The organism is Curtobacterium sp. PhB191 (genome assembly GCF_004346515.1).
In the GTDB taxonomy this organism is placed as follows: Bacteria; Actinomycetota; Actinomycetes; order Actinomycetales; family Microbacteriaceae; genus Curtobacterium.
Genome location: NZ_SMBV01000012.1, coordinates 21,061 through 44,974 on the forward strand (window position 1 = coordinate 21,061; position 23,914 = coordinate 44,974).

The window sequence follows — 23,914 nt, forward strand, 5'->3', positions numbered from 1 at the left end:
CGTGGCCAAGACACCCCAAAGCCACGCCTGAAACGCCCGCACCACCCGTCGACAGCGATGTCAGCTCAGATGAGGGTTGTTCGAAACTTAACGGTATCTATGGATTCGGCGCACCCCCCAAACGGAGACATGCGTAAAACCGCACACCATCGCGTACGGGTCACTGCGCTATCCGGCTCGCGTGCACCGCCGGGGCCGCGGGGTCGGCCACCGGGGATCCGCCGGCGGAGCTCGGGAGGGGCTGCTCTTGCCCTAGATTTCGAGGTAGCGGTACCCGCCCTGGATGACCTGCGTATCGAAGTACAGAGCGGTGTTCGCTCCGGCATCGCGCGTCACGACGAGGCCGTCGAACACAGATTGCGGCACATCGAGATAGAGGCGCACGGTGCCGCCGACAAACTCAACCTCGAGCACGCTCTGCGCCTCGTCGTAGCCCACCGATACAAGATCGCCACCAGGTACCGGTACCCGCCTCATCGCAGTCCCGTCGATGCGCTCGCACGGCGAGCTGCGGCCCGAAATACCACAGGCCGCCGCTCATTTCCGCGGTTCTTCTTCACCGTCACGTCGTGAGCCTATTGGCTGGCGCCTGCCTCGACACCATCGCCGGCGACATCATCGAGGCAGCGACCCGCCCTCGTCGCCAGACACTGCAGAAGACCGTGACAAGGACCCTGCAGCACAACGTGGACAGTCGCACTCAATAGACCCGCCCGGACGAATGCCCGGTTGCGGCCCCCTATATGAGACACTTCCGGAATGGCTGGTCAACTCGTCGGGTACGCCCGCGTCTCCACCGACGCGCAGGACCTCACCGTGCAACGTGAAGCGCTCGTCGCCGCCGGCGTCGCACCCGAACGGGTCTACGTCGACCACGGCCGCTCCGGCACGAACCGGGCCCGCCCCGGGCTGGAGAAGGCGATCGAGGCGTGCTGGCCTGGTGACACGCTCATCGTCACCAAGCTCGACCGACTTGCCCGCTCCGCCGTCGACGCCAGCACGATTGCGGCCGAGCTTGCGGCCAAGGACGTGCGTCTGAGCTTCAACGGAGCGGTGTACGACCCGCTCGACCCGATGGGTCGGATGATCTTCGGCATGCTGTCGGTGTTCGCGGAGTTCGAAGCGAACCTGGTCAGCGCCCGTACTCGCGAGGGCATGGCCACCGCTCGAGCGAAGGGCCGGCTGAAGGGCCGCAAGCCCAAGCTCTCCGAGAAGCGGGAAGCGCTCCTGGTGTCGATGCACCGATCCGGCGACTACACCTCGGCCGAGCTCGCGGAACTGTTCGACGTCGCCCGCGCCACCGTGTACCGGGCGATCGCTCGAGGCGAAGCGGCTGACCAGACCCTCGCGCTCCCCCGCGTTGAGGGTTAGGAGCAGACGGCGCCGCGTTCCTGCGACTCGCGGAGAACCGGCATCGGCTCGCCGACGGTCACGGAGCGCACGCCCTTCAAGGCCAAGCGTCCACGCTCACGTGAGTAAGTGCGCGTGTGTGTTTGTGTGTTAGTGTGCAGATGCGGACCCGCCCCACACTCGTGGAATGGCGGGTCTTGCTGTTTCTCGGATCGGGTTCAGATCATGAGTGGTCCGCTGTTGACGTCGTTCCCGTCGAGGTACTTCTTCCTCCAGTCTCGGGCGAACTCGTTGCCCTGGTGGGGGTTCAGGCTGACGAACGTCGTGTACGCGACGAGGTCGGCCATCTGTACGAGCTGTGACCGCTTCGAGTCATGGAACATCGGGTCCTCGATGATGTGCCGGGTGTCAAGCGAGAGCGCCCGATGGGCGTTGAAGTAGTTCGGGTCGGTGCCGTTACCGTCCATGCTGACGAAGGCGTAGGTGTCGTCGGCGCGGTGCTCGTTGTTCCACCGGTTGATGAGGTCGAGGTACACCCGCCCGCGCTCCTCATGGTATTCCCGGCCGCGCAGCGTGGTCCTTCGGTAGATGGCTCCGACGCGAAGGTCTGCGCACGCCGCGATCGCTTGGAGGCACTGGATGGCTACTGCACGCCCTAGGGTCTTCCACTCTGTGCTGTCACTGTCGCTGCCGGCGGTGGAGATGCGGGTGCGGCCGTTGACAAACTTCGTGGCGTGCAGCTCCTCAGTGGGCGGTACCTGGTGGTCCCGGTACAGGGCCTTGCGGAGCTCGAGCAGCGAGCGGAGGGCGTAGCGCCAACGGGTGGGATCGCACTCGATCCAGCCGTACACGATCAGCCCAGACGGTTCGGAGCCGGAGTCATCGACGTACAGCATGCGGGAGATGGTCACGGGGCTTCGGTTCCTTGCGTCGGGTCTGACTTCTTCAACTTCTTCTGCCGCTTCTTGATCGCCTTCTTGGCCCGGTCTTGCAGAGCTTTCCGCGACTCGTAGCCGAACTCGTTGGTGAGGGCGTAGTGCATGTGGACGGTCTTACCGTCCGGGGCGAGCGGCGCGTCGATGCTCTCCACCGTCCGCTTCACCAGGCCAAGCTGGCGCAGCTCCGTAAGGCCGTTCTGAGCGCTCTTCGGCTTGATGCCGTACCACTTCTCCATGTCGTCGTAGGTCAGCCAGACAGAGCTCTGCCGGCTGGTCTCTTTCGCGACCACGAGGAACATCACCAACGCGGACAGGTTGAGCTTGGCGAAGATCTCGTCGTTCCAGAACGCATCGGGGATCGAGAAGTACCTGTTCCAACCGTCACGCCGCCCACCGGGAGCGTCATATTCGGCGCCGCCGTCCTCGCGGCGCGGCACAACACGCACAAGCCGGTTCTCCCGGTTCTTCTCGACGAGCCCAAGTTCAACCAGATCAGCCCAGGCACGCGACAACGTGGACGCAGACCACGTCGGTGCACCCTTCGCCGTGAGCGCGCGAATCCACACACTGCCCTCGAGCGGCTTCCACTGCTCCTGAAGCCAGGGCCAACACGTCAGCAGGAGGATGTAGAGCAACAGCGCGCGATGCTTACGCTCATGCATCACCTTGGCGAGCGTCGCCGCACGAGGCTTGTCCCGCTCTGGGAGCTGAACGAGGATGTGCCGGATCTGGGTGTAACCCCGCGCCGAGAGGCGGGTCATCTCCGCTCGAGTTCGTGCCGGAGTCGAGCCTCCCGATTTCGCTGTCATGACGCAATCACACCACGAACGCCGATTCTTGATCCCGTTGACCCGGCGTTGCCGATTGCGGTCCGGGACCACATAATGAGACGTACCGTGAGATACCCCGCTGCGATGCACCGTGCGATGCAGAGACTCCCCAGACATCGATCCCGCAGCACCTACTGCCGCTTGCAGGGCGGGGCGTCGGAAGGTCACGAGTTCAGGGAAATTTCATGCCAGTTCGGAGATGCGCCTGTTTGTGGGGTCGGCCACCTAGTCGCCGACATCACCCAGTGATCGGACGAGCAACCATCTAGCGCGCGATCGATCGCCATCGGGTCGAAGCGACCCAGAGCTCGCACTCCCCCGCGCGGACGAACGCACTGGTGTGCACGACTGATACTCGCGCCCTGGGACTAGTCGGTATCAGGTGATCGCCGTTCGTCGACATCGTCGGCAACGACTTCGCCACTGTCGACTTCGTCAGCCGTGAACAGCAGTGCGTGGTCGAACTCGCTCAACTCAGCAAGCGAGCCATGTTCTTCGTCGATCCGGACCGGCACGATGATGGAGTTCCCGTCGACAAAGAGTCGGACCGCCTCCGGGCCCACCTTCTCAGTGGTGGTTGACTTTGGCTGGCGTGTAGCGCGCGCTTCCGTAACGAACCGGCCCTGGATTGCACTCCGGCTGCCATACGCCCTCATGCCAGCCGTCCTAAGAGACTGGGGCAGTGATCCAGAAGCTATTTGCCTCCCTACCTGTCCCGAACCCCGACCGGTCACGCGGGCACTTACTGAGAGCGCCTGGCTAGCGACCTCGAGCGCGTTCTGCAGCACTCCACCCAAGTCTTCAGATGAGTCCGGTGTCCCCTCGCCGTGGGCCACCGGCTCCGGCTCTTCGTTGAACTCCCGGGCCGCGATCTCGACAAGCCACGCAGGCGGATCTTCTCGGCCGTCGCGCATCAGGGCGACGCGAGCACGCGCAGCGGCGATCTCTGAGTTCTTCATCGCGGCTCCTTTGGTCCTAGAACCTTCGTCACTTCGATCAGCATGTTGCGGTCCCACTCAGAGATGCGCGCGGGCGGGGCCTCGGACCGCTTCAAGCGGTTCGACTTTGCCAAGTCCTCCACGAGCAACATCCCTACTGTCCGCGTGTCGTCGGCGTCTGATGTCGCGAGTGTAAGCGCCTTCTCGATACGTCCCCACAGCTGCGCTCGCCGATCAGCCCACATGCGTTGAACTACTACTGCGACTGCGACTGCGGCTGTCAGTATCGCCGCCCCACCAGCCACGACCAGTGTGAGCGTCAAGTCCCAGGGTCCCGCCATCGCTTCGTTGCTCCGATCAATGCTCGAACGGCGGATCGAATCCTCCCCGTCGTGAGATGTAGCGACTGGCTCGAGCCAGCGGCGCCGGTCAGAAAACATGGTGCGCCGCCGACCAGGTCCCAGGTTAGCGTTTCTCAGCTATAGACCAATAGCTGCGGCTAGCATTTGATATCATGCGATAGTTTCGGACGGCGAAGGGTTCCAACGATGGTGCGTGTCGTGCGTCCCGGCGGGGATGAGGCCGAGGCCAACGAACGCCTGAACTGGCAGATGCAGGTGCTGCGCTCAATGGTGGCGCACGATGACCGGACGGGCACTCCCGACATCGCGCGACCAGGATCTGAGCTCGCCGGCGATGATCGCGTAACGGCTCCCTTCCACACCTCGCACCTGGTGCACTATGCCCTCGGCGTGGCCAGCGATGCACTCAGGACGACGCTGCTCCTCATGGACGATGGCACCGACATCCGGGTCCCGATGATCGGGCTCTACCCGCTCCTTCGCACCGTCATCGAAGGGTCAGCCCTCGCCACGTGGCTTGTAGCTCCCGACGATCGTCTCGAGCGCGTGAAGCGGACCCTCGAGACTCGCCTGTCTGACCTGATCCACGACGATAAAGCAGTGATCGTGGCAGCAACGATCGAACCTTCGGACAACGCGGCCGAACTGTCCGACAAGTCGAAGACTCTTCGCGAGAACGCTCGCCGAGTGCGGGCGGAGAAGCGCCGGCTGCGCGAGCATGCCGCTCGCGTCGGCGTTGAGCTCGACCTGTCCGGTCGACCGGGATTCGGTCCGCTTCTGCAGGCGATCGCACCGGTGATCGGGATGAGTATCGGCGAAGTGCGCGGCGTGTGGCACTTCGTCTCAGGACTGACTCACCCGTCACTATCACGTGCTATCAGCATGGCGGACGTCGAACTGAAGCAGCCCAACGGCGACGGCACGGTCACCGCGACGATGTCAGCGAACCTGGCGACGGTGAACCTGGCGATCGATGCCGCACTGCTGGGCTACAAGACGGCGCTCGAAACCGTGGGCCGTCGCGGCGGTCGGGATGACCTCGCGTGGACCGATGCCTCATTGCCAGTGCCGCCGAACTTCCGGCGGGTGTGGAACGACCGGTAACGAGTGATGCCCCCGGATTGGGCCGGGGGCATCTGGCTGGCGGGCACGAAGGGAGCCAGCCTTGTCAAACAATACTGACCCAGACTGGATACGAGATAGCCCCTGATATCGCGTGATACCAGGGGCTATTCAATGCTTGTTCGTGCTAGCCGCGACTAGCAGCGGCTAGCAGCGGCTACCGCCTGCTACTCCATGCCGTTCTTCTCGATGTCCTCCATGCCGATCTCCATAGCGCGCAGCATGATCGCGTGGTTCGGATACCGGGTCGCCTTGTTGTAGTCGGCGATGCGGTCACGGAGGGCTTCGTGGCCACGCCAGCGCACGAGGGCCGTCAGGGGCGCATCACCCGCCCCCTGCGCCGGCGCCTTCGCCCGAGCAGGCGGTTGGGGCGACTTCGGTGCTTCGGAGGGCAGAGCCTCAGCCGCGGCACCGAACGCGGCAATCGCATCGGGATCCACCGTCGTCTTCTTGTTCCGTGCGATAGGCATCAGCCGTACACCTCCGCCGTCAGTTCCTGGATCTCAGCCCGCGCCTGCTTCGCCTTGGATGCCGGGAGCTCCATCACTCCAAGACCGGGCGCGGCAGCGTCGCGGTAGGCCTTGCGCGAGTACAGAACGGTTTCGAGGGGCTTGACCTGGGGGTACTCCACGATGAACTCGGAGACGTCCTCTGTCTCCGTCTCGTTGTGGTTGGTGGGCGCCTGGCTGAGCAGGCTACGGACCTCCAGGTCCGGGTTGAAGTCGCGGGCCGTGGAGATCACCTCGTCGAACTCCTCGAGCGTCTCCACGTCGAATTGGCTGGCACGGAGGACAACGATCATCAGATCCGCAGCGGTCATCGCTGTTCGCATCTCCTGATTGTCGTCACCGGCGACGTCAACGATCACGTGGTCGTAGAGCTTGTCCAGGTCACGGAGGGCGGCGTGAACGTTGCCGCGCTTCTCGACGAGCGTCATCGCGGGTTCAACGCCGGCGTCGACGCGACGCGCGTGCCACTTGGCGAGCGATCGCTGCTTGTCGGCGTCGACGAGGATCACGCTCTTGCCCTGATGAGCGAGCGCCGCCCCGATGTTGGTGGCCACGGTGCTCTTGCCCGGGCCTCCCTTAGTTCCTCCTACGAGGGTGATCATCGCAACCCCTTTCGTGTGCCGTTGCTATCACGCACTATTAGCCGCTAGCCCAATCCAGCAGGCGATAGTTCCTGCTAGCAGGCTAGCAGACGCAAGTACGTGATAGCACTAGTGGGTGCTATCAACTGCTAGCAGGAAGCACTATGCGGCCAACTCGAGATCACGGAGCTGCTGGAGGAGTCCTCGTCGGACGAACCGCATGGCTTCTTGGTGGTCGGCTCGGCCGTCGCCCGAGCATGGGTATGCCGGGTATGCCTCGGGGCCGCCGTGGTCGTCGACGGATCGGAACATGACGACCTGCGTGGTGGGGGTGCGGTCGCGGCCGCGACGGCCGGCCTTGCGGATGAGGTGGTTCTGCCACCACGCCCAGAGGTCGCGCTCGTCGGCATACTGCTGTTCCCGTCGCCGGAGGATCCCGTCCACTCCAAGCTGCTTGGCCACGTGGGTTCGGAAGTCCTGCAGTCGTCGGCGCCAGCCTGTGGGTGTGGCGATGGCTAGGGTCCACCGGCGCATGCGTGCGAGGGCTGCTCGTGCGCGGCCGCGGGGGAGTCCTGCACGGTCAGCGACGACCTCTGGTGCGTACTCGTCAGTGGTCAGGCTCTCGTAGACACGGCGCGCAGTGGGCCCCAGCCCTGCGCGGGTGAAGACGTCGTGCCGTCCGGCATCGAGCCGGTCTTCCAGCACGTCCAGGAGGGTGGCTCTCGCGTCGAAGAGCTCGGCCGGGGGGCGGGCGGTCACATTGTGAAGTGGCCCGACATGTACGGAGGGTGTGGAAAACCGGTCTGTGAGCCGCCAGACGGCCGCATTGGGGCCGTCTGCCTGCCGGCGGCGAGTGATCCATCCGGCCGTGTGGAGGCGGCGGAGTGAGCGGTCGACGGTGCTCGAGGGGATCCCGGTGGCGATCGCCACGGACCGGAGTGCGGCGCCGACGTCGCGGGAGCCGGAGCGCAGGGAGACCCAGGCGAGGTAGGTCAGGACGGTGCTGTCGTGCAGGTCCGCCTCGGCGCGGGTCCAGCGGCCGGGGGAGGCGGTGAACGCCTGCAGCATGGCCTCGACGACGTCGACGATCCCGGTCAGCTGGGTCAGGTCCCGGTGTTCGCGTTCCTCGGGCGCGTACCGGTACAGCACCGCACGTTCCTGCGCCTTCGCCCACTGCCGCTCGAGGCGCGCGGCAGCCTCGGCCGCGGTGCGGGGCTCGCGGCCGCCGGTAGGACGGTTGCGGGTGCGGTAGTGCTCCATGCCGGGTGCGGTCTTCGCGGCGTGCTCGACGTCGGCGAGGGTCCACCCGGACACCGCGGCCGCGAGCAGGCACAGGTAGCCGGTGCGGGACGGGTCTCGGCCGCCGGCAACGGTTCCCATGTGCGCCTCACCCCATGCCGGCAGGGACCGGTGCACCCGGTGACCGGCGTCGACGGGACCGGTGGGGGAGGAGGTGGCGGGATCCACGGTCGGGCGGAGCTCGCGGAACGCGGCCGTGACGCGGAGGAGATCGCCGGCGGTGACGGTCGGGGTGCGGAGGACGTCGACGTCGTCGGCGCCGGCCATCACCTCGGACGCGCCGCCGCGTGCGTGTGGGGTCAGGGGTGGGCGGACGGCGCCGGTGCGGTCGTTGCAGAGCAGCCCGTGGTCAAGGGACGGCAGGACAGCGCGTGCGGCGCCGGCGAGCTGCACCATCGTGGCCTTGTCGACGCCGGCGAGGGGTACCCAGACGTGGAACCCGCCCGTGGGGCTCGAGCGGCACACCACGTGCGGCACCTGCTCGTCGCGGAGGATCCGGACCAGCACGCCCAGGTCCTCGGCCGCCTGGTCGAAGTCCTCCGGTGTCTTCGCGTCGAGGTCGAACGCGGCGAACCAGAACCGTCCATCAAGGTCGGTGAGATCGATCGTCCACGGCGTCGACGGGGGAGTGTGCCCTGCGGTCGGGAACTTCGACGGGTAGCTGTTCGACCGGACCATCCCGTCCGCCTCCGCGATCATGCGGTTCACGTACCGACGAGGCGCGATCGAGCGCGTCAACGCCCAGGCGGTATCCGGTGAGGACACGCGGGCAGATTGATCTATACCGGGCGCAGCAACGTGCGTTACGATGGCGACACCTCCTCCTCTCGGGGTGGTGGTACGACGAAGGCTCCCGGCTCCAACCGGGCTTCTTCTCTCGGAACCTCAGAACCTGAACTGATTGGCGTCGTGCCAGGTGCTGAGATACATGACTTGGGGCTAAGCCCCGGACCCCCGCTTCGGCGGGGGTTTTGTCGTTATGCGGTCCTCTTGAGCGCCTCCGCGGTGTCGTCGGTCAGCAGCGGCAGGGCGCCGTGCTCGGTCTTGACCAGGAGCGCCAGGCGCTCGAGGTACATCGAGAGGGACAGGTTGCCCGAAGCGCGGGCAGCCTGTCCGAAGTCCTCGGCCGTGGTCGGCGCGAAGGAAACGTGGTCGTATACCGCCTTCTGCCCGCGCGGCAGTCGGTTGCGTCGAGTCCCGGCGTTCACACCCATGGCCGCAGTCTGTCGCGTTAACAAGCGGTTAGGCGTGCAGGCGCGCCGGTGGGTCGCGGTCACGCTGCGTTCGACCACTGTGCGTACCCGGGCAACCAGCCCTCGATCGCTGCGTCGAACTCGTCGGTGCTTGCGGAACGGACGGCCGCGAGCTCCGGGGCGGGACCGAGGCGCGAGATGAGCTCTGGGGTAATGTCGTAAACAGAGACGGCCGCTTGTAATTTGCTACGAGTAGTCATGATGACCTCCGGTAGTTCCGGGCTGCGAGTCGGGTCTCGTGAGCAGATTGTCAACCAGGGTAAGTTGTTGTCGAATGGTACTCTAGAGCATGCTCTCGGAAGATGCGTTCGCGGCATGGCTGGTGATGGTGGGTGCACCGTCCCGGTCCAGCGAGCTCGCGCATCTGATCGGGGAAAACGTCGGCAAGATCAGGGCGCAGCGACTTCGCTCACGCGTGTCATGGTCGGTCGTGGTCGCAGTGAGTCGTGCACTGGGCCGGAACCCTGTCCAGGATCTTCGGAGCTTCCCGGCGTTCGCCGCGGTGGACGCGGTCCAGCCGTCGGCGCCCGAAGCGCTGAGCCAGGTGGAGGTCGAGGACGTCCTGCTCGAGATCTCGAAGCGGCGCCGCTCGCAGATCGCGCGGATGGTCGGAGGGGCAGGGTACGAGCTGCAGTCGTTCCCGTTCGAGGACTCGACCCGGTACTGGTTCGATGCCATTGACACCGACGGGACCCTTCGGGCGAAGTTGATCGACGCCACGACGCTCGATAAGGCGTCTCTCTCACGTGCCATCAGCGCGAATACGCTGAGTCCAGAGCAGGCAGTCGTGGCAGCGACGATCGCGGACGGGACGCCCACTGTTGGGCTGGTCGTCACTGGCCTTGTGTCTCCGGCGGAGGCAGGGTGGTCACCAACCCTGCGGGACACGGCCCTCATTGAGGCCTCTGACACGGAGCTGATCGACCTCGCGGGTGCCCGGCTGAGAACGCTTCGGAGAAAGATCCGCGCTGACCAGGTGGAAGCGAACTACTGGAAGACACTGGGGTGAGCACGTGAACATCAGCTTGACCGTCATCATGGCTGCGGTAGCAATTCCGGCTGCTCTGTTGGCTGTAACGAGGCTTCCGCAGTGGAACCGGCGCCGCAACCTTCGCGCGATCAGCGCGTTCCTGCTGCTGTCCGCGTCGTTCTCGCTGATGATTCCGGGGGTCTACACCGCACTCGACGTCGGGCACAACAACGCCCTAGATCTCGTCGTCAAGGGAGTGCTCTTCCTCTCGCTCAACATCGTGTGTGTGGATCTCGCTGACGCCAACGGCGCGCCACAGCTGGCGCGTCGTATGAACGGCGCTCTGGGGTGGACCATCTTCGGCGCCTTCATGATCGCGCTGGCAGTGATGCTCGCGCTCATCGGTGCCCACGGATCAAGCCCGGCGCTCGAGGCGTACCGGAGCGACCCATTGGTGGTCTGGTACAACACCCTCGCGAACGCCTACCCGGCAGTCATCGGCGTGGTACTCGCCCCACACGTGCTTGCGACAATCCGAGACACAGCCGCATCCGAGAAACGGCGCCGCAACGCGATGCTCGTCGCCGCGGGCTTCCTCTTGAGCGTGATCGGCACGGTCCTGCTGCCAGTCTTCGCCGAGAGCACTCCGATGTACCGGCTAGACCAGGCAATCAATGGCCTCGCCGCCATCTGCGTCGTCATGGGTTTTATCTTGGCCTACCGCGAGATGGGCACGCAGAAGTACAACAGCGTCCGTAGGTCGGCGCTGAGCGTCGACTAGGAGCCCCAGTCTCCGTCCGTGACGAATGCGCGCCACAGGTCGATGAGCTGTTGCAGGCGTTCGCGGTCGAGTGTGTAGGTGACGGAACGGCCGTGCCTGCGATCGGCGGGAACGTCGGTTGAGACGACTGCCCACTGCTCGAGCTGCTGCATTGAAGCGCTGATGGTGCCTTGGAGGATGCCGAGCTCTCGGACAAGCTCCGACGCCGGCGTCGGACCGTTCAGCCACAGGTACCGCACAACGAGAGCCTTCGTTCGGTTACCCATGATCGCGCTGGCGACGTCGAGATCAGGCTCCGTCGGGTCTAGCGGGTCCTGGGGTCTCGGCACGTCCCAAGTGTGACTTAGCACATGCCACGGTGTCTTACTAGCCGAGTTTGACAAATTGAGTTAGTGTTGCCCCAGACGGGGGCCAACCGGTGGTTCCCGGGGGAGGGGCCACCGTGGCTGAGCTAAAGGGCACGGCAACTCCGAGCTCGCGGACCGAGTTTTCTGACGGCTCTGGTTCCGCGTCCGTCGTCGGCAACGGCGACGACGGTCAGGTGCAGACGCGTCGACCCCTCACGCGCCTGCACCTGACCCACCACCCACGCGCGACCATCGCGCGGAACGTTCTCGTGGCCGCCGCTGCAGCGGTCGTCGTTGGTACCTGCATCACGGTCGCCGTGGCGGCTCGTCCGACCGAGCAGTTTTCTGCACCGACGGCGGCACCGAGCACTGCGGTTTCGATCCCGGTTCGTCCCGGCCCGTTCCACGCTCTGACCGCCGGCCAGGTGGCCTCCCTGCCGGAGGCCCGGTACGACGCGGTGATCCCAGGCCTGATCCGCTACGACAGCACGAACACCACGGCGTTGACCCGATCGGCGACGGTCACGAAGGACGTCGCCCTCTACGGTGCCGCGCAGAAAAGTGCAGTGGCGCACCTTTCTGCAACGAACTTCCTCGACGACCCGACGACCGTCGTCCCGGTCCGGACGGACGGCGCGTGGACGCTGATCCTGACACCGGCCCGCCAGCAGCTCCCCTCGAGCACGAACGGTGACGCGGCAGCGCAGACCGCAGCGTGGATCCGCACTGACGCCCTCACCGCGGGGGAGGCCCTGCCGTCGCGCGTGGTCGTGTCCGTGAGCGAGCAGACCCTCAGCATCGTCACCGGCAAGGACGTCGCCACCTACCAGGTGGGTGTCGGCACGAAGACAACCCCGACACCAACCGGAGTCACCGGGTACCTGCAGGCCCGCTACCTCGACCCGAAGCAGGGGCAAAGCGTCCACCCGATCGAGCTGACGTCGCTGCACTCCGCGGCGAAGGACGAGCCGTTCGGCGGCTCGGACGGCGGCCTGATCGGGGTGCACTTCAACACGACCAGCTCCGGGGCGGTCTCGCACGGGTGCATTCGCCTGACCGCGAAGGCGATCGCGGCCGTCAACGGGCTGCCGCTGGGTACTCCGATCACGATCACGAAGTGAGAGCACGATGACGGACACCACACACGAGACGCCCCCTCCTGGCGAGCGGGATTGGGTGACCTGCCCGGAGTGCAGCGAGACGGTTCCGGACGCGCCGTTCTGCGCGAGCTGCGGCCGCCAGCTCGGCATGCCGGACCTGTCGAAGATCTTCACGTCCTCGCACCGTGCCGCCGGCTACGCCGAGGTCGACCAGCGCGCTCCACTGGCGCGGACTGGCGACGTCGACAGTGCGGTGCTCGACGAGCCCGAGGTGGAGCACGACGAGCCCGTGGGTGAACCGGACGCCCGCCCGACGCTCCGCGTGCTGTTCGGTGGCCTGTTCGGCCGCGGCGCACGACCGACCGATGCCGCCGCCGACGACACGACCGGCGACGAGGGGGACACCGTCCCGAGCGCCGAGAACGAGAACCCGAGCCTGCGGACCTTGTTCGCCAGCTGGTTCCACCGCGCGCCGGCGATTGCCTCGAACGAGAACGACGAGCATGCAGACACGGCGGACGGTGACCAGCCGCAGCCGTTCCTGAGCCGCCGCGGGTGGCTCTGGGCGGCGGGGGCAGCCGTGGTCGTAGTGGCCGCAGCCGCGGCGCTCGTGGCGAGCAGCGGCCACCAGGACACGCAGAGCCCGACAGCGCAGGTCGCGTCGGCGCCCACCACGACGCTGCCGGGCTGGAGCACGAAGCAGACCTGGTCGCGCACCGGCGCGGCCGGTGCGGTCGGGGTGACCAGCGACGGTAACTACGTCGGCTACGCCCATGGGCGCACCGTCACCGTCCTGCACGCCGGGTCAGGCCGCACCGCGGCCACGCTCACCCTGCCGGGGAAGGCCGTTGGCGGCGTCAGCGCGGTGACGGTCGACGGTGAGCCTGCCCTCGCGGCCGCGTCGAAGAGCGCCGTGACCGTCTGGGGTGCCGGGAAGGTGCAGCTCGAGGCGGGGATCCCCACCGGCGGCGAATTCCAGGTGCGCGCCGGCGTGCCGTTCGTGACCACCGACACCACCGCAGCGATGCTCACCGGCCACGGCGCCGTCCCGGTCACGTTCCCCCGACCGGGCGCGCTCATCATGGGCGGCACCGCGAACGGGCAGGTGCTGTGGGCATCCGCTCGAGGGGAAGTTCTCACCGCGGCCACGAACGGCACCGTCACCCGCACCGCGAAGCTTGCCGCCCCGAAGAACGCGACGGAGATCTCCTCCTGGATCGTCGCGACCGGGAACACGGTCTGGGTGCGGTGGAAGACGGACGGCAAGGGCAGCGTCCTCGCCGCACACAGCGTCCGAACCGGGCAGATCGTCAGCACGACCGGTACCAGCTCGGACGAAGCGATCGCGACCAGCCAGGACCGGTCGGCGCTCCTGATCGAGGGCACCGCATTCACCACGTCCGGCCGGACCGTGCAGCTGCCGAAGGGATTCGTCGCCGACGGGTTCGTGGGGAACCACCTCTACGGGGCCAACAGCGCCGGGAAGACCGCCTACCTCGACGGTGACACCGTCCGCACCGGCCCCGCGCCCACCGTCGTCCCGATCGCCACGACCGGCGGCGGGGACCTCATCACGGTCACCAACGGCCGGATCAGCGCGTACCCGTCCACCGACCAGCACACCACCAACCAGTGAGGATCTCCATGCACACCCGCTCCCGCATCGCGCTCACCAGCGCCGCGATCGCCACCCTCGTCCTCGGCCCCGCGGCCATCAGCCACGCGGACACCCTCGACCCCGGCGTTGTCGCCGCCGTCGACGAGCCGACCGACCCCACTCTCCCGGTCGATCCGACCTTGCCCGTCGACCCGATCCCGGCGGACCCGATCCCGGTCCCGACCGACCCAACGGACCCGACCGACCCGGGCACCGACCCGACACTGCCCGTCGATCCGGTCCCGGAGCCCTCCGAACCTGCACCCGCAGACCCGACGCCGGTCGACCCGGAGCCCGCGCCAGCAGACCCAACGCCGGCACCGTCGGAGCCCGCACCGGCAGACCCGACGCAGCCGAGCGACCCGGCACCGGTAGCACCGACCCAGCCGACCGACCCCGGCACGACCTCGCCGGCACCGTCCGCGTCGGCGCAGCCCGCCGCACCGGCCCCGGCGCCGTCGGCCTCCGGATCGTCGTCGTCCTCGGCCACTGGCACCGGCAGCACCGGTGCTTCCCAGACCCGGGGCAGCAGCAGTGCAGCCCCGACTCCCCAGCACACCACTACTGACCCCGGAACGGCCCTCCCGGTCGTCGCCGGCTAACCCAGAAAGGCCTTGTCTCATGAGCGCACTCCTCGCCCCGGTGATCAACATCACCACCAGTGCCGTCGTCGCAACCCACACCCCGTTGCACGTGGTCGCGGGTAACGCCGACATCAACCCGTTCGATGGCGTCAAGCCGGACCCGTCGTGGCTCGGTGACAACTTCACCACCCAGTGGAAGCTCGCGCTCGGCGGCATCTGGTTCGTCGTGATCCTGTTCTGCGCCTTCTTCCTCCTCCGCGCCGTCACGTCCCTGCGGCACTTCAAGAACGCGAAGATGCCGCAGAAGGCCGAGCAGGCCAAGGGCGCCGTGATCGGCACGTCCGTGATGACCGGCGCCGCGGTGATGGTGCCCGCGATCTTCGGCTTCATCCTCAGCGCCGTCAACGGCTGATCCGTCCACACCAGCGAGGGGAATCGCCCATGAGTAAGCAGCCCGCAACCAGCACCCGCCGCCGCCGGAAGTGGTGGCTGATCCCAGTCGCCATCGTCGCCGCGGCGGTGCTGGTCGGTGTCGGCGTCACCGTGACGAACCTCGCCTCGCCGAACACCACCCGCACCCCGGCCGGGGCGAGCACCAAGGCCCCCACGGGCACCGGCAGTGCCGCCCCGGTCCAGGGCGTCGACTACGCGTCCGGCTGTGTCGCCGGCGTCGGCATCACGTCGAAGGATCTGCTCGAGCTCCGCGAGCAGAAGCAGTTCACCCCGGCCGGGGCCGCGGAGTTCCTCGGCGCATTCATGCAGCTCTACAGCGCAGCGGACCCCGACCGTCGACCGAACCTGCGGGAGACCGTCAACGACGTCACGGACGGCACCGCCCACTCGATGCTCGCCGCGTCGGACCTGTCGAAGTCGGGCTACGACGACGGGCAGACGCACGGCGTCGACCTGTCCGGTTCGGCGTACCTCGTCCGGGACAGCACCGACACCACCGTCACCATCGCGTTCGCCGGCCTCACCACGACGAACGGCAAACCCGACCCCGCCGAGGACAGCGCCTCCCAGTACCAGTACACGGGCGGCACCTTCACCCTCACCACCAGCGCGCAGGGCTGGGTCATCTCCGACGCCGACCCCTCTCCCGGCTGGGACGAGGGCCTGACGTCCGGCACCAAGTACAAGGAGGGCTGCTGATGGCATGCCAAGGAGGAGCAATCGTCTGCGGCAGCGGTAACGCAGTCGCCACAGGCCTGTCGTGGATCTCCGGCGTCTTCGCCAAGGGCAAGGGCGTCGTCGAGGGTGTGAAGAAGGGCATCGAGTTCGCCCAGGACCCGCTCGGGTTCATCACGCAGCAGATCCAGGACGCCGTGCACGCCGTCGCCGGGGTCCTCATCCCGTGGCTGCTCAGCGCCCTGCACCCGAACTACGACGCGCAGTGGTGGCTGAAGTCCTACGCGGTGTCGTTCTCGATGTCGATGTTCGTTCTCGCGCTGCAGCTGCTGTTCATCACCCTGCGCCGCAAGAACGGCTCCCTCGGCTCCAAGCAGCTGATCGAGTCGATCTTCGTCGCCGCCCCCGCGTTCCTCATCGGTGCCGCCTTCGGCCCGGTGATCGGTATCGCGTTGACCAAGGTCTTCACCGCGGCCGGCGACTCGATCGCGGAGTGGGCGGTGAACTCCACCACCCAGGAGTTCTTCACCAAGATCGCCGAGCTCGCAGCCGACGGCGACGCGGGCGCACTGCTCGGATCGGCCGTGGTGTCGATCGTGGTCCTCGGGACCCTGTTCCTCAGCCTGCTCGGGGTGGCGTTCATCTTCATCCTGCAGCTGGCCACCCAGTACCTCGTCGGCGCGGTCCTGCCGCTCGGGTTCGTGTGGATCGTCAACCCGGACACCCGGAAGATCGGCAAGGCCGTCCCGGTGATCTGGCTCGTCATCGGGATCACGCAGGTCGCGCTGATCCTCCTCGTCGGTCTGGCGTTCCGGGCCATCAACGGGATCTCGATCACCGCTGATCCCGGCACCCTCGGCAAGCTCGTCAACCCGATCCAGACGTTCGTGAACCTCGCCGTGCCGGCGGTCATCTCCTTCATCGTCGTGTTCGCGCCGCTGTCGATGCTGAAGTTCATTCCTCGCCCCGGCGGCGGTGCCGGAACCGCCCGCGGTAGCGGGTTCACGCCGCCGCAGGTGGCACCGCAGATCCCGAACATGCCCTCCCACGCGCCGCAGTCCGCGCACCAGACCGCAGCCGCCCAGCCCGGCGGACAGAGCGGCGGTGGCGGCGGGTATCAGTGGAACATGCCGACCGCGCCGGCGGAGCCCGCCGGCGGGTACGGGTACGGCGGCTCCCAGATCGGCGCTGCCGGCAAGGCCGCCGCCGGCGGCGCCGGTGGTGGTGCTGCTGGTGGTGGCGGGCTCAACGTGACCGCGAACGCTGCCGGGACCGCCGGGAAGCACGCCGTCGGCGGTGCGGCAGGGGCCGCCGGGAAGGCCGGCGTGGGCGCTGCTGGCGCCGGCGGTGCGACCGGTGGTGCGGCGGCCGCGGCCGGGACCGCGTCGACCGGTGTCGGTGCGCCGCTGGCGGTCGGGATGCTGCTGGCGAACTCGGCACTCAAGGTCGCGCAGCAGGCCTCCCAGGCGGCGTCGACGGCCGCTGAGCAGGCCGTCGACCACGGCACCCACCAGGAGGCATGAGCATGCGTACCTCGATCATCGGCGGCGACAGCGCCCACCGTGGCCTGTTCGGGGGCCGGATCTCCAAGGCCCGCCTCTGGGCCGTCGGCTCGAGCATCGCGCTCACTCTCGTGCTGGTGTTCATCATCGGCCTGTGGGCACTCGCAATCGGCGTGGTCCTCATCGGCCTTGCCTGGTTCGCGACAATCGACACGGCGAACAACACCATCCTGCAGCGCCGCATGAAGGCCGCCCGGTGGAAGGAACGCAATAAGCGCGGGACCACGAAGTTCGTCCCGTACGACCAGGACGGGTGGGACATGCTCACCGACCGGTGGGCGGAGGCTGCCACCCGCGAGGAGAAGCGGGACTCCATGCAGGAGCTCCACGCGATGCGGGACACCCCGGACGGGGTCACCGGGATGCTGTGGCTGCAGGACGGCGTCGGCGAGCCCGGCATCCAGTGGCACCAGACCCCGGAAGGGGAGGAGTACCTCGCCGTCACGTTCGCCACGACCGGGCAGGTCACCGGCATCGAAACCGACCAGGTGTTCGACGTCGCCTCCGCCGGGTTCTCCACCGTGCTGGCATCCCTCGGCGACCCGCTCGGGTTCGCCAAGCGGATCCAGTCGATCAGCCGGGACATGCCCACCGACTCCGCCCAGCACGAGGCATGGATGGCCGAGCACGGTGACCCGTCGGTGCCGGCGAAGCTGCTGCACTCCTACAAGGACGTCATCGACGGCGTCGCCGCCGGCCAGCTGATGCAGCGGCCCATGTTCACCGTGTCGTGGCCGGTCACCGACCGGTTCGTCAACCGCGCCGCACGGTTCGGCGACGCCGCCCTCGGGTGGCGGCTGTTCATGGCGAACGAGATCGAAGGGATGCGGCGCCTGCTCGTTGGGGCCGGCTTCGAGAACGTGCACGCCCTCTCGGCCCGGCAGACCGCTGCCGTGATCCGGCACATGCAGCACCCCGGGTTCCCGATCGACCAGGTCGCCGACGTCACCCCCACCAGCGGGTGGTTGCCCTCCGAAGACGCCTGGTCGTACACCACCTACGTCGGCGCGCCGAAGGGCGGGCAGGTGTCGGTGTCGCTGTCCAGGACGGCGCGGGTCACAGCGAAGAACCTCGAGGTGATCGAGCGGAACGCGCTGTGGATGGCGCCGCTGCTCGGCGGGATGCAGCAGCAGGTCGTCCGCACCATCGCGTGGCACATCGAAGGATCCCCGCAGGACGAAGCCCGCCACCTCGCCGAACAGGACCGGGTCTCCGATACCGCGGACCAGATCAAGCGCCGCAAGGACGGCCAGCTCGAAGACGTCGCGCTCGACGTGGAAGCAGACGCCGCCGCGCGCCGACACATGGACCTCAAGCCCGGTACCGGGCACGCCGGCGCGAACTGGGTCGGCTACATCACCATCACCGACGGCACCGAACGGGGCCTGGCCGACGTGTCCGAGCTCCTCGAGGACGCCGCCAGCCGTGCTGGCATCCGGAAGCTCGAATGGCTCGAGGTCGACTCCGCGACCGCGAACGCGTTCACCTGGCCCGTCGGCCGCGGCATCGCCCCCGCGAACGTGTCGATCGGCTCCAAGGTCGAACAGTTCGCGCAGGGCAAGGAAGCGAAGGAAGCCCTGTGACCGGCCGCATCGCCACACCCGCTGAACGAACAGGAACCAACCGATGAACACACCAGCCTTCATCCGCCACATCCCGTCCAACGGGACCTCGACGCCGCCGACGACCACCGCGCAGACCCGGTTCCTCGACACGTCCATGCTGCCGCCCCGCCGAGTCGTGCGCCTCGGAAAGTCGACCGTGATGGCCGAGCTCGCCGAGTACTTCGGCACGCCGAACCAGTTCGTGCTTGGCGAGAACACGCGGAACCTGCTCACCGAAGGGAGCGAAACCGATGTCTGATCTGGCAACGCTCAGCACGGACGAAGCGGCGCTACCGGTCGGGGACTGGGAGTTCCCGCGCCTGGAGCCCCGCGGCTACGTCGAACCGCGCCGGTGGCCGCTGAAGCGCACCGGCTACTACGGCGGCCCCGTCAAGGGAGCCCCGTCGACATCGCGACAGGCGGAGATCCTCAACGGCGCGATCCTGGAGTCCCCGATGCAGTTCGAGGGCCTGCTGTCCGGGGTAGAGACGCTGTCGAAGACCCCATCCGTGAACGACCCCTTCCAGGCGTACGCGATGGGGAAGGTCGACTCGGCGAACGTGGTCACGATCGGCGACGTCGGGGTGGGCAAGTCGACGCTGATGAAGTGCGACTACGTCCTCCGCGCGCTGACGCTCCTCGGCCGCCGGGTGGTCGTCGTCGACAAAAAGCAGATCTCGCCGACGCAGCCGTACGGGGAGTACACCACCACCGCCGAGGCTGCCGACGGCACCCGCATCCTCCTCGCTCTGGGCAACCCCGAGGGTGTGACGATCAACATCCTCGACCCCGCCCTGTGGCAGACCCGTGACGTTCCCGGGATCGCCGGTGCGCTGCAGGTGCTGCAGCAGACCGCGACGCTGCTGAACGAAGGCACGCCGCTCGACACGTGGGAGTTGAAGGCGCTGCGGATCGCGCTGCAGAACGGGGTCCGACAGGCCAAGGACCGCGGCCGCGTCGCGAACATCTACGACGTCCTCGACCACGCCGGCGTCATCAGCGATGAGCTCCACAAGCAGCTGAGCCCCTCCGCGCTCGAGCGGATGCACGAAGCTGGCCTCACCGTCCGGTTCATCCTCGAGCGGCTCCCGGAGGAACTGCCCGGCCTGTTCGACGGAGACACCTCCTCGAGCGTCAAGCTCGGCAAGAAGCTGACCGTGTTCGACATCTCCCAGCTGCCCGAGGACGGGCCCGCGGTGTCGATCGCGATGATGCTCGCCAACGCGTGGACCCTCGGCACCATCCGCCGGTCCGAGGAAGGGTGGAAGACCACGTTCTGCGTCGACGAGGGCTGGTTCCTCGTCGGCGGGCCGATGGGGAAAGTCATCCAGTCGAACGCGAAGCTGTCGCGGAACTACGGCCTGTCGAATGTGGTGAACATCCACCACATCTCCGACATTCCCGCCGACGACCCGGCGGTGGCGTTCATCAAGGAAGCCGGCACGATGCACCTGTTCCGGCAGTCGAAGGCCGACGACGCGGTCGCGGCCGCGCAGATCGCCGGCCTCAAGCCCGGCGCCGCCGAGCAGCTGATGACGCTGCCGAAGGGGCAGCACTTCAAGAAGGTCGGCCTCGACGCCGAGGTGCGGATCGCGCACTTCCGGTCCGAGCTCGAGAAGGAGATCACGGACACCTCCGCCGCGCTCACCGGGACGGTGACGAAGTGACCCGCCCCAGCGTCGCGATCGCGACCGCCGTGGTGATCGCCGCCGCCCTCACCGGATGTGCCAGCACCGACTCCGACGCGACGTCGTCGCAGCCGCAGGTGTCCGTCCCAGGAGCAGCGCCGTCCGCGACAGCCACCGCGGATGCCGAGCAGCCGAAGATCACCGGCCCCGGCCAGGTGACCGCGTCCGCGCAACCCACCGCCCCCGCCGACGCGGAGGATGCCATCACACCCGCGCAGGAAGGCGCCGCGACGGGAGCAGCCTCCGGGTTCGTGTCCGCGTACGTCGACAAGCGCGTCACCGGTGACGCGTGGGCCAAGGGATGGATGCCGTACCTCACCACGCAGGCGCAGGCCGCGTACGAGGGCACCAGCCAGCAGGCGGTCCCCGGCACCACCCTCTCCGGCACGGTGCAGCTCGAAGACGGCGGCACCAACGGCGCCGCGATCGTCGACGTCCCCACCGACGCCGGCACGTACACGGTGCAGCTCAACCAGGTGAACGGCTCCTGGAAGGTGCTCCGCGCGATCCTCCCCGGCGAGGACGGCTGACATGGTCAAGTTCGTTGTCGGCGCCGTCGCGGTCATCGTGCTGTTCATCGGGATGCTCCTCGGAGCCTCCGGTGGCAGCTCGTCCGCGGCCGCGGCGTGCGGCACCGGCGCCGGCGACACCGGAGCGGTGACGAAGGACCTGCCGAAGAAGGTCGGCACGTGGGACGCCGACCAGGTGAAGATGGCCGCGCGGCTCGTCGCGGCCGCGCACGAGGTGAAGGTCAACGAGCAGGCGACCACGATCGTTGTGATGACGGCGATGGGTGAGTCGTCGCTGACGAACCTGAACCACGGCGACGCCGTCGACAACACCACCATCGGTGTCCTGCAGCAGGACTCCAGCTACGGAGAGCGCGCCGACCGGTTGAACCCGGAGAAGGCCGCGAAGGCGTTCCTGGCGAAGCTGGTCAAGGTCCCGGACTGGGAGACGCTCGAACCGACGCTCGCCGCGCACAAGGTGCAGGTCAACGCCGACCCTTACCACTACGCGAAGTTCTGGACCGGCGCGCAAGAGATGGTCGCCGCCGTCACCGGCGCCGCGACAACGTCCGGCTGCGACGTCTCCGGCGACCAGGTCGAGCTTGCGAAGACGCTCAAGGCTGCGTGGGTGAAGGGCACCTTCACCGACACGTACCACCCGCAGATGGTGGAGCAGGAAATCCTCCCCATCGTCGACGGCACTACGAAAGACGGCTGCCAGGTCGACACTCGCATCCTGCAGCTGCTCGTCGCCGCGCTCAACAAGTACGGCTCCGTGCAGATCTCCGACATGAATCGTCCCTGCGTCGGCATCGGCACGCACTGCACGTCGGGGTCGCTGCACTGCAAGAACCCGGCCGTGGCCGTGGACTTCAACGCCGTCGGCGGGAACGTCCTCCTCGGCTCCGGGAAGCAGGACATCGAGTTCCTGCAATGGCTCGACACCGTGATGCCCCACGGCTCCCAGGCAGGGCAGGTGCAGTGCCGGCCCAACACGCAGCTGTCGAACCTCCGGCAGTTCTCCGACCCCTGCTCGCACCAGCACATCGACCTCGGCTCCACCACGGAGCCCTTGACCCTCGGCAAGGACGCCTCATGAGCAGATTCGGCATGCCACTCGACGCAGCCGCTCTCGACTTCGCGAGCGTCACCCAGCTCCGCGATGACACCCAGATTGCCTGGGGGGAGCTCACTGCGGCGAAGTCGCACATGTACTCCCCGTCACTCGGCGCGGCCTTCCCCGACTACACCGTGTTCCCGGACCCCACTCGTCCGGATCGTTTGTACGTGTTCCGAAGCGTGCCGCGATCGCTCGACACGCACAAACCGATCCATGTGGGAACCAGGACCCTCGGCGCGGCGCTCGAGTGGATCGACGCAACCGAACCGGTCTGGCGTTTCGAAGTCGGAACCGACCTCGATCCCCTGGATCCAGATGGTGACCGCTTGTCACCGTCATTGGCTGTTTGGACGGGCCCGATTGTCGATGCCGCCTTTGTCCCCGCAGCCGGTGGTCACGGCAACCTCCGCGGCCGGATTGTGTTCCGCAATCAACTCTCCGACCGGACCAACATCGGGGACGAAGACCCCGGGCTGCTGCCGCACCCGAAGATCATCCTTGAACAGCACCCGTCGTGCCGCGAGTGGACGCTGCGGTCCGGCCCGCAGATGCCATCCGAACTACACGAGTCGGGCGCGGACCTCCGAACCCTCGATGATGTGCTGACTTGGGCGGTGCCCTGGCTCGCAGCCGCTGCTGATCTTCCCTACGCGCTTGAGGTGCAGTCATTCGTGGTCTCGACGCGCGGGCCCGGGCACCCGTTGACGGTGCGGGTCTGGTGAGCGTCGTGGGGAAGATCGTCGACGCTGTCACGGGCGGGGTTGACGAGGTGCACCGGACCGTCGCCGCGTACAAGGCCGCCCGAGAAGCACGCGACCTCGCGATCGCCGAGGCCGCCCTGACGGTCGGCCACCACCGTGTCGCGCAGGAAGCCGGCCTCTCTCCATCGCGGGTGCGGCAGATCCTCCACGACGTCACTACGCCGCAGGACCACCACGGTGACCGGGAAGGGGGCCCCCAGTGAGACGCCGCACGAAGCAGCAGCTCGTCACGGCGGCCGCCCTGTTCGCGGCCGCGGCTGTCGGCGCGATCGCCGCACCCTACGTGCACCCCACGACCGCGACCGGCGAGGTCCGGTCGACGTCGACGGGGCAGCCGTCGCCCTCGAGCACGGTGTCCGCGGCCGAAGCGCTGCGGGATCTCCGCGGCCTGGAGATCTCCGACGCGTACGTGCCAGCAGACTACGACCGGAACGCGTTCGGTCAGGCGTGGGCCGACACCGACCGGAACGGCTGCGACACCCGCAACGACGTCCTCCGCCGCGACCTCACAGCCGTTGTCACGAAGCCGGGCACCCACGGGTGCGTCGTGCTCTCCGGGACGCTCCACGACCCGTACACGGGCCGCACGATCGTCTTCGAGCGTGGGAACACGTCAAGCCTCGCCGTGCAGATCGACCACCGCGTCCCGTTGTCCTACGCATGGCGGCACGGCGCCGCGTCGTGGACGGCTGCGCAGCGTGAGCTGTTCGCCAACGACCAGGCGACGAACCTCGTCGCCGTCGACGGGCCCGCGAACGAAGAGAAGTCCGACTCCGGGCCCGCGGAGTGGATGCCGGCGAACACCGGCGACGCCTGCAGCTACGCGGCGTCGTTCGTGACCGTGGCCACGAAGTGGCAGCTGTCGATCGCCACCGACGACGAGCACGCGCTCGCACGCACCCTGACCACCTGCAGCTGAAG

Annotated in this window: 27 protein-coding genes; 18 read left to right on the top strand and 9 right to left on the bottom strand. The window is 67.6% G+C overall.

Going from position 1 to position 23,914, the window contains the following annotated elements; genetic code table 11:
- Positions 1–252 precede the first annotated feature (252 nt).
- A complete protein-coding gene (locus EDF48_RS17290; RefSeq protein WP_165932452.1) occupies positions 253–438 on the bottom strand; it encodes a KTSC domain-containing protein in 186 nt (61 codons plus the stop codon).
- A gap of 321 nt (positions 439–759) precedes the next feature.
- Between EDF48_RS17290 and EDF48_RS17295 the strand changes: the two genes are divergently transcribed.
- Complete coding sequence (locus EDF48_RS17295; RefSeq protein ID WP_131881534.1) at positions 760–1,371, top strand: recombinase family protein; 612 nt, start codon at positions 760–762, stop codon at positions 1,369–1,371.
- Between the two features lie 197 nt (positions 1,372–1,568).
- Here the strand turns inward: EDF48_RS17295 and EDF48_RS17300 are convergent, their stop codons facing one another.
- From EDF48_RS17300 to EDF48_RS17310, 3 genes are all read right to left on the bottom strand, one after another.
- Positions 1,569–2,261, bottom strand: coding sequence for a DUF3800 domain-containing protein (locus EDF48_RS17300; protein WP_165932453.1), 693 nt, complete (start codon positions 2,259–2,261; stop codon positions 1,569–1,571).
- The gene (locus tag EDF48_RS17305; RefSeq protein ID WP_131881536.1) at positions 2,258–3,049 is read right to left on the bottom strand and encodes an ArsR family transcriptional regulator; all 792 of its coding nucleotides are present in this window, start codon (positions 3,047–3,049) and stop codon (positions 2,258–2,260) included. Before EDF48_RS17305 ends, EDF48_RS17300 begins: the two co-directional genes overlap by 4 nt.
- A gap of 437 nt (positions 3,050–3,486) precedes the next feature.
- Positions 3,487–4,077, bottom strand: a complete 591-nt coding sequence (locus EDF48_RS17310) for a hypothetical protein (RefSeq protein WP_131881538.1) — start codon at positions 4,075–4,077, stop codon at positions 3,487–3,489.
- 527 nt (positions 4,078–4,604) lie between these two features.
- Between EDF48_RS17310 and EDF48_RS17315 the strand changes: the two genes are divergently transcribed.
- Entirely contained in the window at positions 4,605–5,522 is a 918-nt protein-coding gene (locus EDF48_RS17315; RefSeq protein ID WP_131881540.1) for a hypothetical protein, read from the top strand.
- A 185-nt stretch (positions 5,523–5,707) separates the two neighbouring features.
- On the opposite strand, the gene EDF48_RS17320 is transcribed toward EDF48_RS17315, so the two are convergent.
- The 4 genes from EDF48_RS17320 to EDF48_RS17335 all read right to left on the bottom strand — a co-directional run bounded on the left by EDF48_RS17320 (position 5,708) and on the right by EDF48_RS17335 (position 9,143).
- Complete coding sequence (locus tag EDF48_RS17320) at positions 5,708–6,010, bottom strand: hypothetical protein (RefSeq protein WP_131881542.1); 303 nt, start codon at positions 6,008–6,010, stop codon at positions 5,708–5,710.
- Positions 6,010–6,651 carry an AAA family ATPase gene (locus tag EDF48_RS17325; RefSeq protein WP_131881544.1) on the bottom strand — a complete coding sequence of 214 codons (642 nt, stop codon included), beginning with the start codon at positions 6,649–6,651 and terminating at the stop codon, positions 6,010–6,012. Before EDF48_RS17325 ends, EDF48_RS17320 begins: the two co-directional genes overlap by 1 nt.
- Positions 6,652–6,792: 141 nt before the next feature.
- Positions 6,793–8,628: a hypothetical protein gene (locus EDF48_RS17330; protein ID WP_131881546.1), complete on the bottom strand. Its 1,836-nt coding sequence runs from the start codon at positions 8,626–8,628 to the stop codon at positions 6,793–6,795.
- A gap of 278 nt (positions 8,629–8,906) precedes the next feature.
- Positions 8,907–9,143, bottom strand: a complete 237-nt coding sequence (locus EDF48_RS17335; RefSeq protein WP_131881548.1) for a hypothetical protein — start codon at positions 9,141–9,143, stop codon at positions 8,907–8,909.
- A gap of 328 nt (positions 9,144–9,471) precedes the next feature.
- Here EDF48_RS17335 and EDF48_RS17340 point away from each other — a divergent pair, with 328 nt between their 5' ends.
- Positions 9,472–10,191 carry a hypothetical protein gene (locus tag EDF48_RS17340; RefSeq protein ID WP_131881550.1) on the top strand — a complete coding sequence of 240 codons (720 nt, stop codon included), beginning with the start codon at positions 9,472–9,474 and terminating at the stop codon, positions 10,189–10,191.
- 4 nt (positions 10,192–10,195) lie between these two features.
- Positions 10,196–10,933 carry a hypothetical protein gene (locus tag EDF48_RS17345; RefSeq protein ID WP_131881552.1) on the top strand — a complete coding sequence of 246 codons (738 nt, stop codon included), beginning with the start codon at positions 10,196–10,198 and terminating at the stop codon, positions 10,931–10,933.
- Here the strand turns inward: EDF48_RS17345 and EDF48_RS17350 are convergent.
- Positions 10,930–11,262 carry a helix-turn-helix transcriptional regulator gene (locus EDF48_RS17350; RefSeq protein WP_131881554.1) on the bottom strand — a complete coding sequence of 111 codons (333 nt, stop codon included), beginning with the start codon at positions 11,260–11,262 and terminating at the stop codon, positions 10,930–10,932. The genes EDF48_RS17345 and EDF48_RS17350 overlap by 4 nt on opposite strands.
- 113 nt (positions 11,263–11,375) lie before the next feature.
- On the opposite strand from EDF48_RS17350, the gene EDF48_RS17355 reads away from it, so the two are divergent.
- Genes EDF48_RS17355 through EDF48_RS17420 form a run of 14 tightly spaced genes read left to right on the top strand, consistent with a single transcriptional unit; the run spans position 11,376 to position 23,912 of the window.
- Positions 11,376–12,401, top strand: coding sequence for a L,D-transpeptidase (locus EDF48_RS17355; RefSeq protein WP_165932454.1), 1,026 nt, complete (start codon positions 11,376–11,378; stop codon positions 12,399–12,401).
- A 7-nt stretch (positions 12,402–12,408) separates the two neighbouring features.
- Entirely contained in the window at positions 12,409–14,016 is a 1,608-nt protein-coding gene (locus EDF48_RS17360; protein ID WP_131881558.1) for a hypothetical protein, read from the top strand.
- Positions 14,017–14,024: 8 nt separating this feature from the next.
- Complete coding sequence (locus EDF48_RS17365) at positions 14,025–14,639, top strand: hypothetical protein (protein ID WP_131881560.1); 615 nt, start codon at positions 14,025–14,027, stop codon at positions 14,637–14,639.
- Between the two features lie 19 nt (positions 14,640–14,658).
- Positions 14,659–15,033 (top strand): hypothetical protein, encoded by a 375-nt coding sequence (locus EDF48_RS17370; RefSeq protein ID WP_131881562.1) that lies wholly within the window; start codon positions 14,659–14,661, stop codon positions 15,031–15,033.
- Positions 15,034–15,062: 29 nt separating this feature from the next.
- Complete coding sequence (locus EDF48_RS17375; protein WP_131881564.1) at positions 15,063–15,773, top strand: hypothetical protein; 711 nt, start codon at positions 15,063–15,065, stop codon at positions 15,771–15,773.
- Positions 15,773–17,272: a hypothetical protein gene (locus tag EDF48_RS17380; protein ID WP_131881566.1), complete on the top strand. Its 1,500-nt coding sequence runs from the start codon at positions 15,773–15,775 to the stop codon at positions 17,270–17,272. The genes EDF48_RS17375 and EDF48_RS17380 overlap by 1 nt, the downstream gene beginning before the upstream one ends.
- The gene (locus EDF48_RS17385; protein WP_131881568.1) at positions 17,269–18,894 is read left to right on the top strand and encodes a hypothetical protein; all 1,626 of its coding nucleotides are present in this window, start codon (positions 17,269–17,271) and stop codon (positions 18,892–18,894) included. Before EDF48_RS17380 ends, EDF48_RS17385 begins: the two co-directional genes overlap by 4 nt.
- Before the next feature lie 43 nt (positions 18,895–18,937).
- Entirely contained in the window at positions 18,938–19,174 is a 237-nt protein-coding gene (locus EDF48_RS17390; RefSeq protein WP_131881570.1) for a hypothetical protein, read from the top strand.
- Positions 19,167–20,582, top strand: coding sequence for a hypothetical protein (locus EDF48_RS17395; protein ID WP_131881572.1), 1,416 nt, complete (start codon positions 19,167–19,169; stop codon positions 20,580–20,582). Before EDF48_RS17390 ends, EDF48_RS17395 begins: the two co-directional genes overlap by 8 nt.
- Complete coding sequence (locus EDF48_RS17400; protein ID WP_131881574.1) at positions 20,579–21,133, top strand: hypothetical protein; 555 nt, start codon at positions 20,579–20,581, stop codon at positions 21,131–21,133. The genes EDF48_RS17395 and EDF48_RS17400 overlap by 4 nt, the downstream gene beginning before the upstream one ends.
- Before the next feature lies 1 nt (position 21,134).
- Positions 21,135–22,211 carry a hypothetical protein gene (locus EDF48_RS17405; RefSeq protein WP_131881576.1) on the top strand — a complete coding sequence of 359 codons (1,077 nt, stop codon included), beginning with the start codon at positions 21,135–21,137 and terminating at the stop codon, positions 22,209–22,211.
- Positions 22,208–22,954: a hypothetical protein gene (locus EDF48_RS17410; protein WP_131881578.1), complete on the top strand. Its 747-nt coding sequence runs from the start codon at positions 22,208–22,210 to the stop codon at positions 22,952–22,954. The genes EDF48_RS17405 and EDF48_RS17410 overlap by 4 nt, the downstream gene beginning before the upstream one ends.
- Entirely contained in the window at positions 22,951–23,196 is a 246-nt protein-coding gene (locus EDF48_RS17415; protein ID WP_131881579.1) for a hypothetical protein, read from the top strand. The genes EDF48_RS17410 and EDF48_RS17415 overlap by 4 nt, the downstream gene beginning before the upstream one ends.
- Positions 23,193–23,912, top strand: coding sequence for an HNH endonuclease family protein (locus tag EDF48_RS17420; protein WP_131881581.1), 720 nt, complete (start codon positions 23,193–23,195; stop codon positions 23,910–23,912). The genes EDF48_RS17415 and EDF48_RS17420 overlap by 4 nt, the downstream gene beginning before the upstream one ends.
- Positions 23,913–23,914 lie beyond the last annotated feature (2 nt).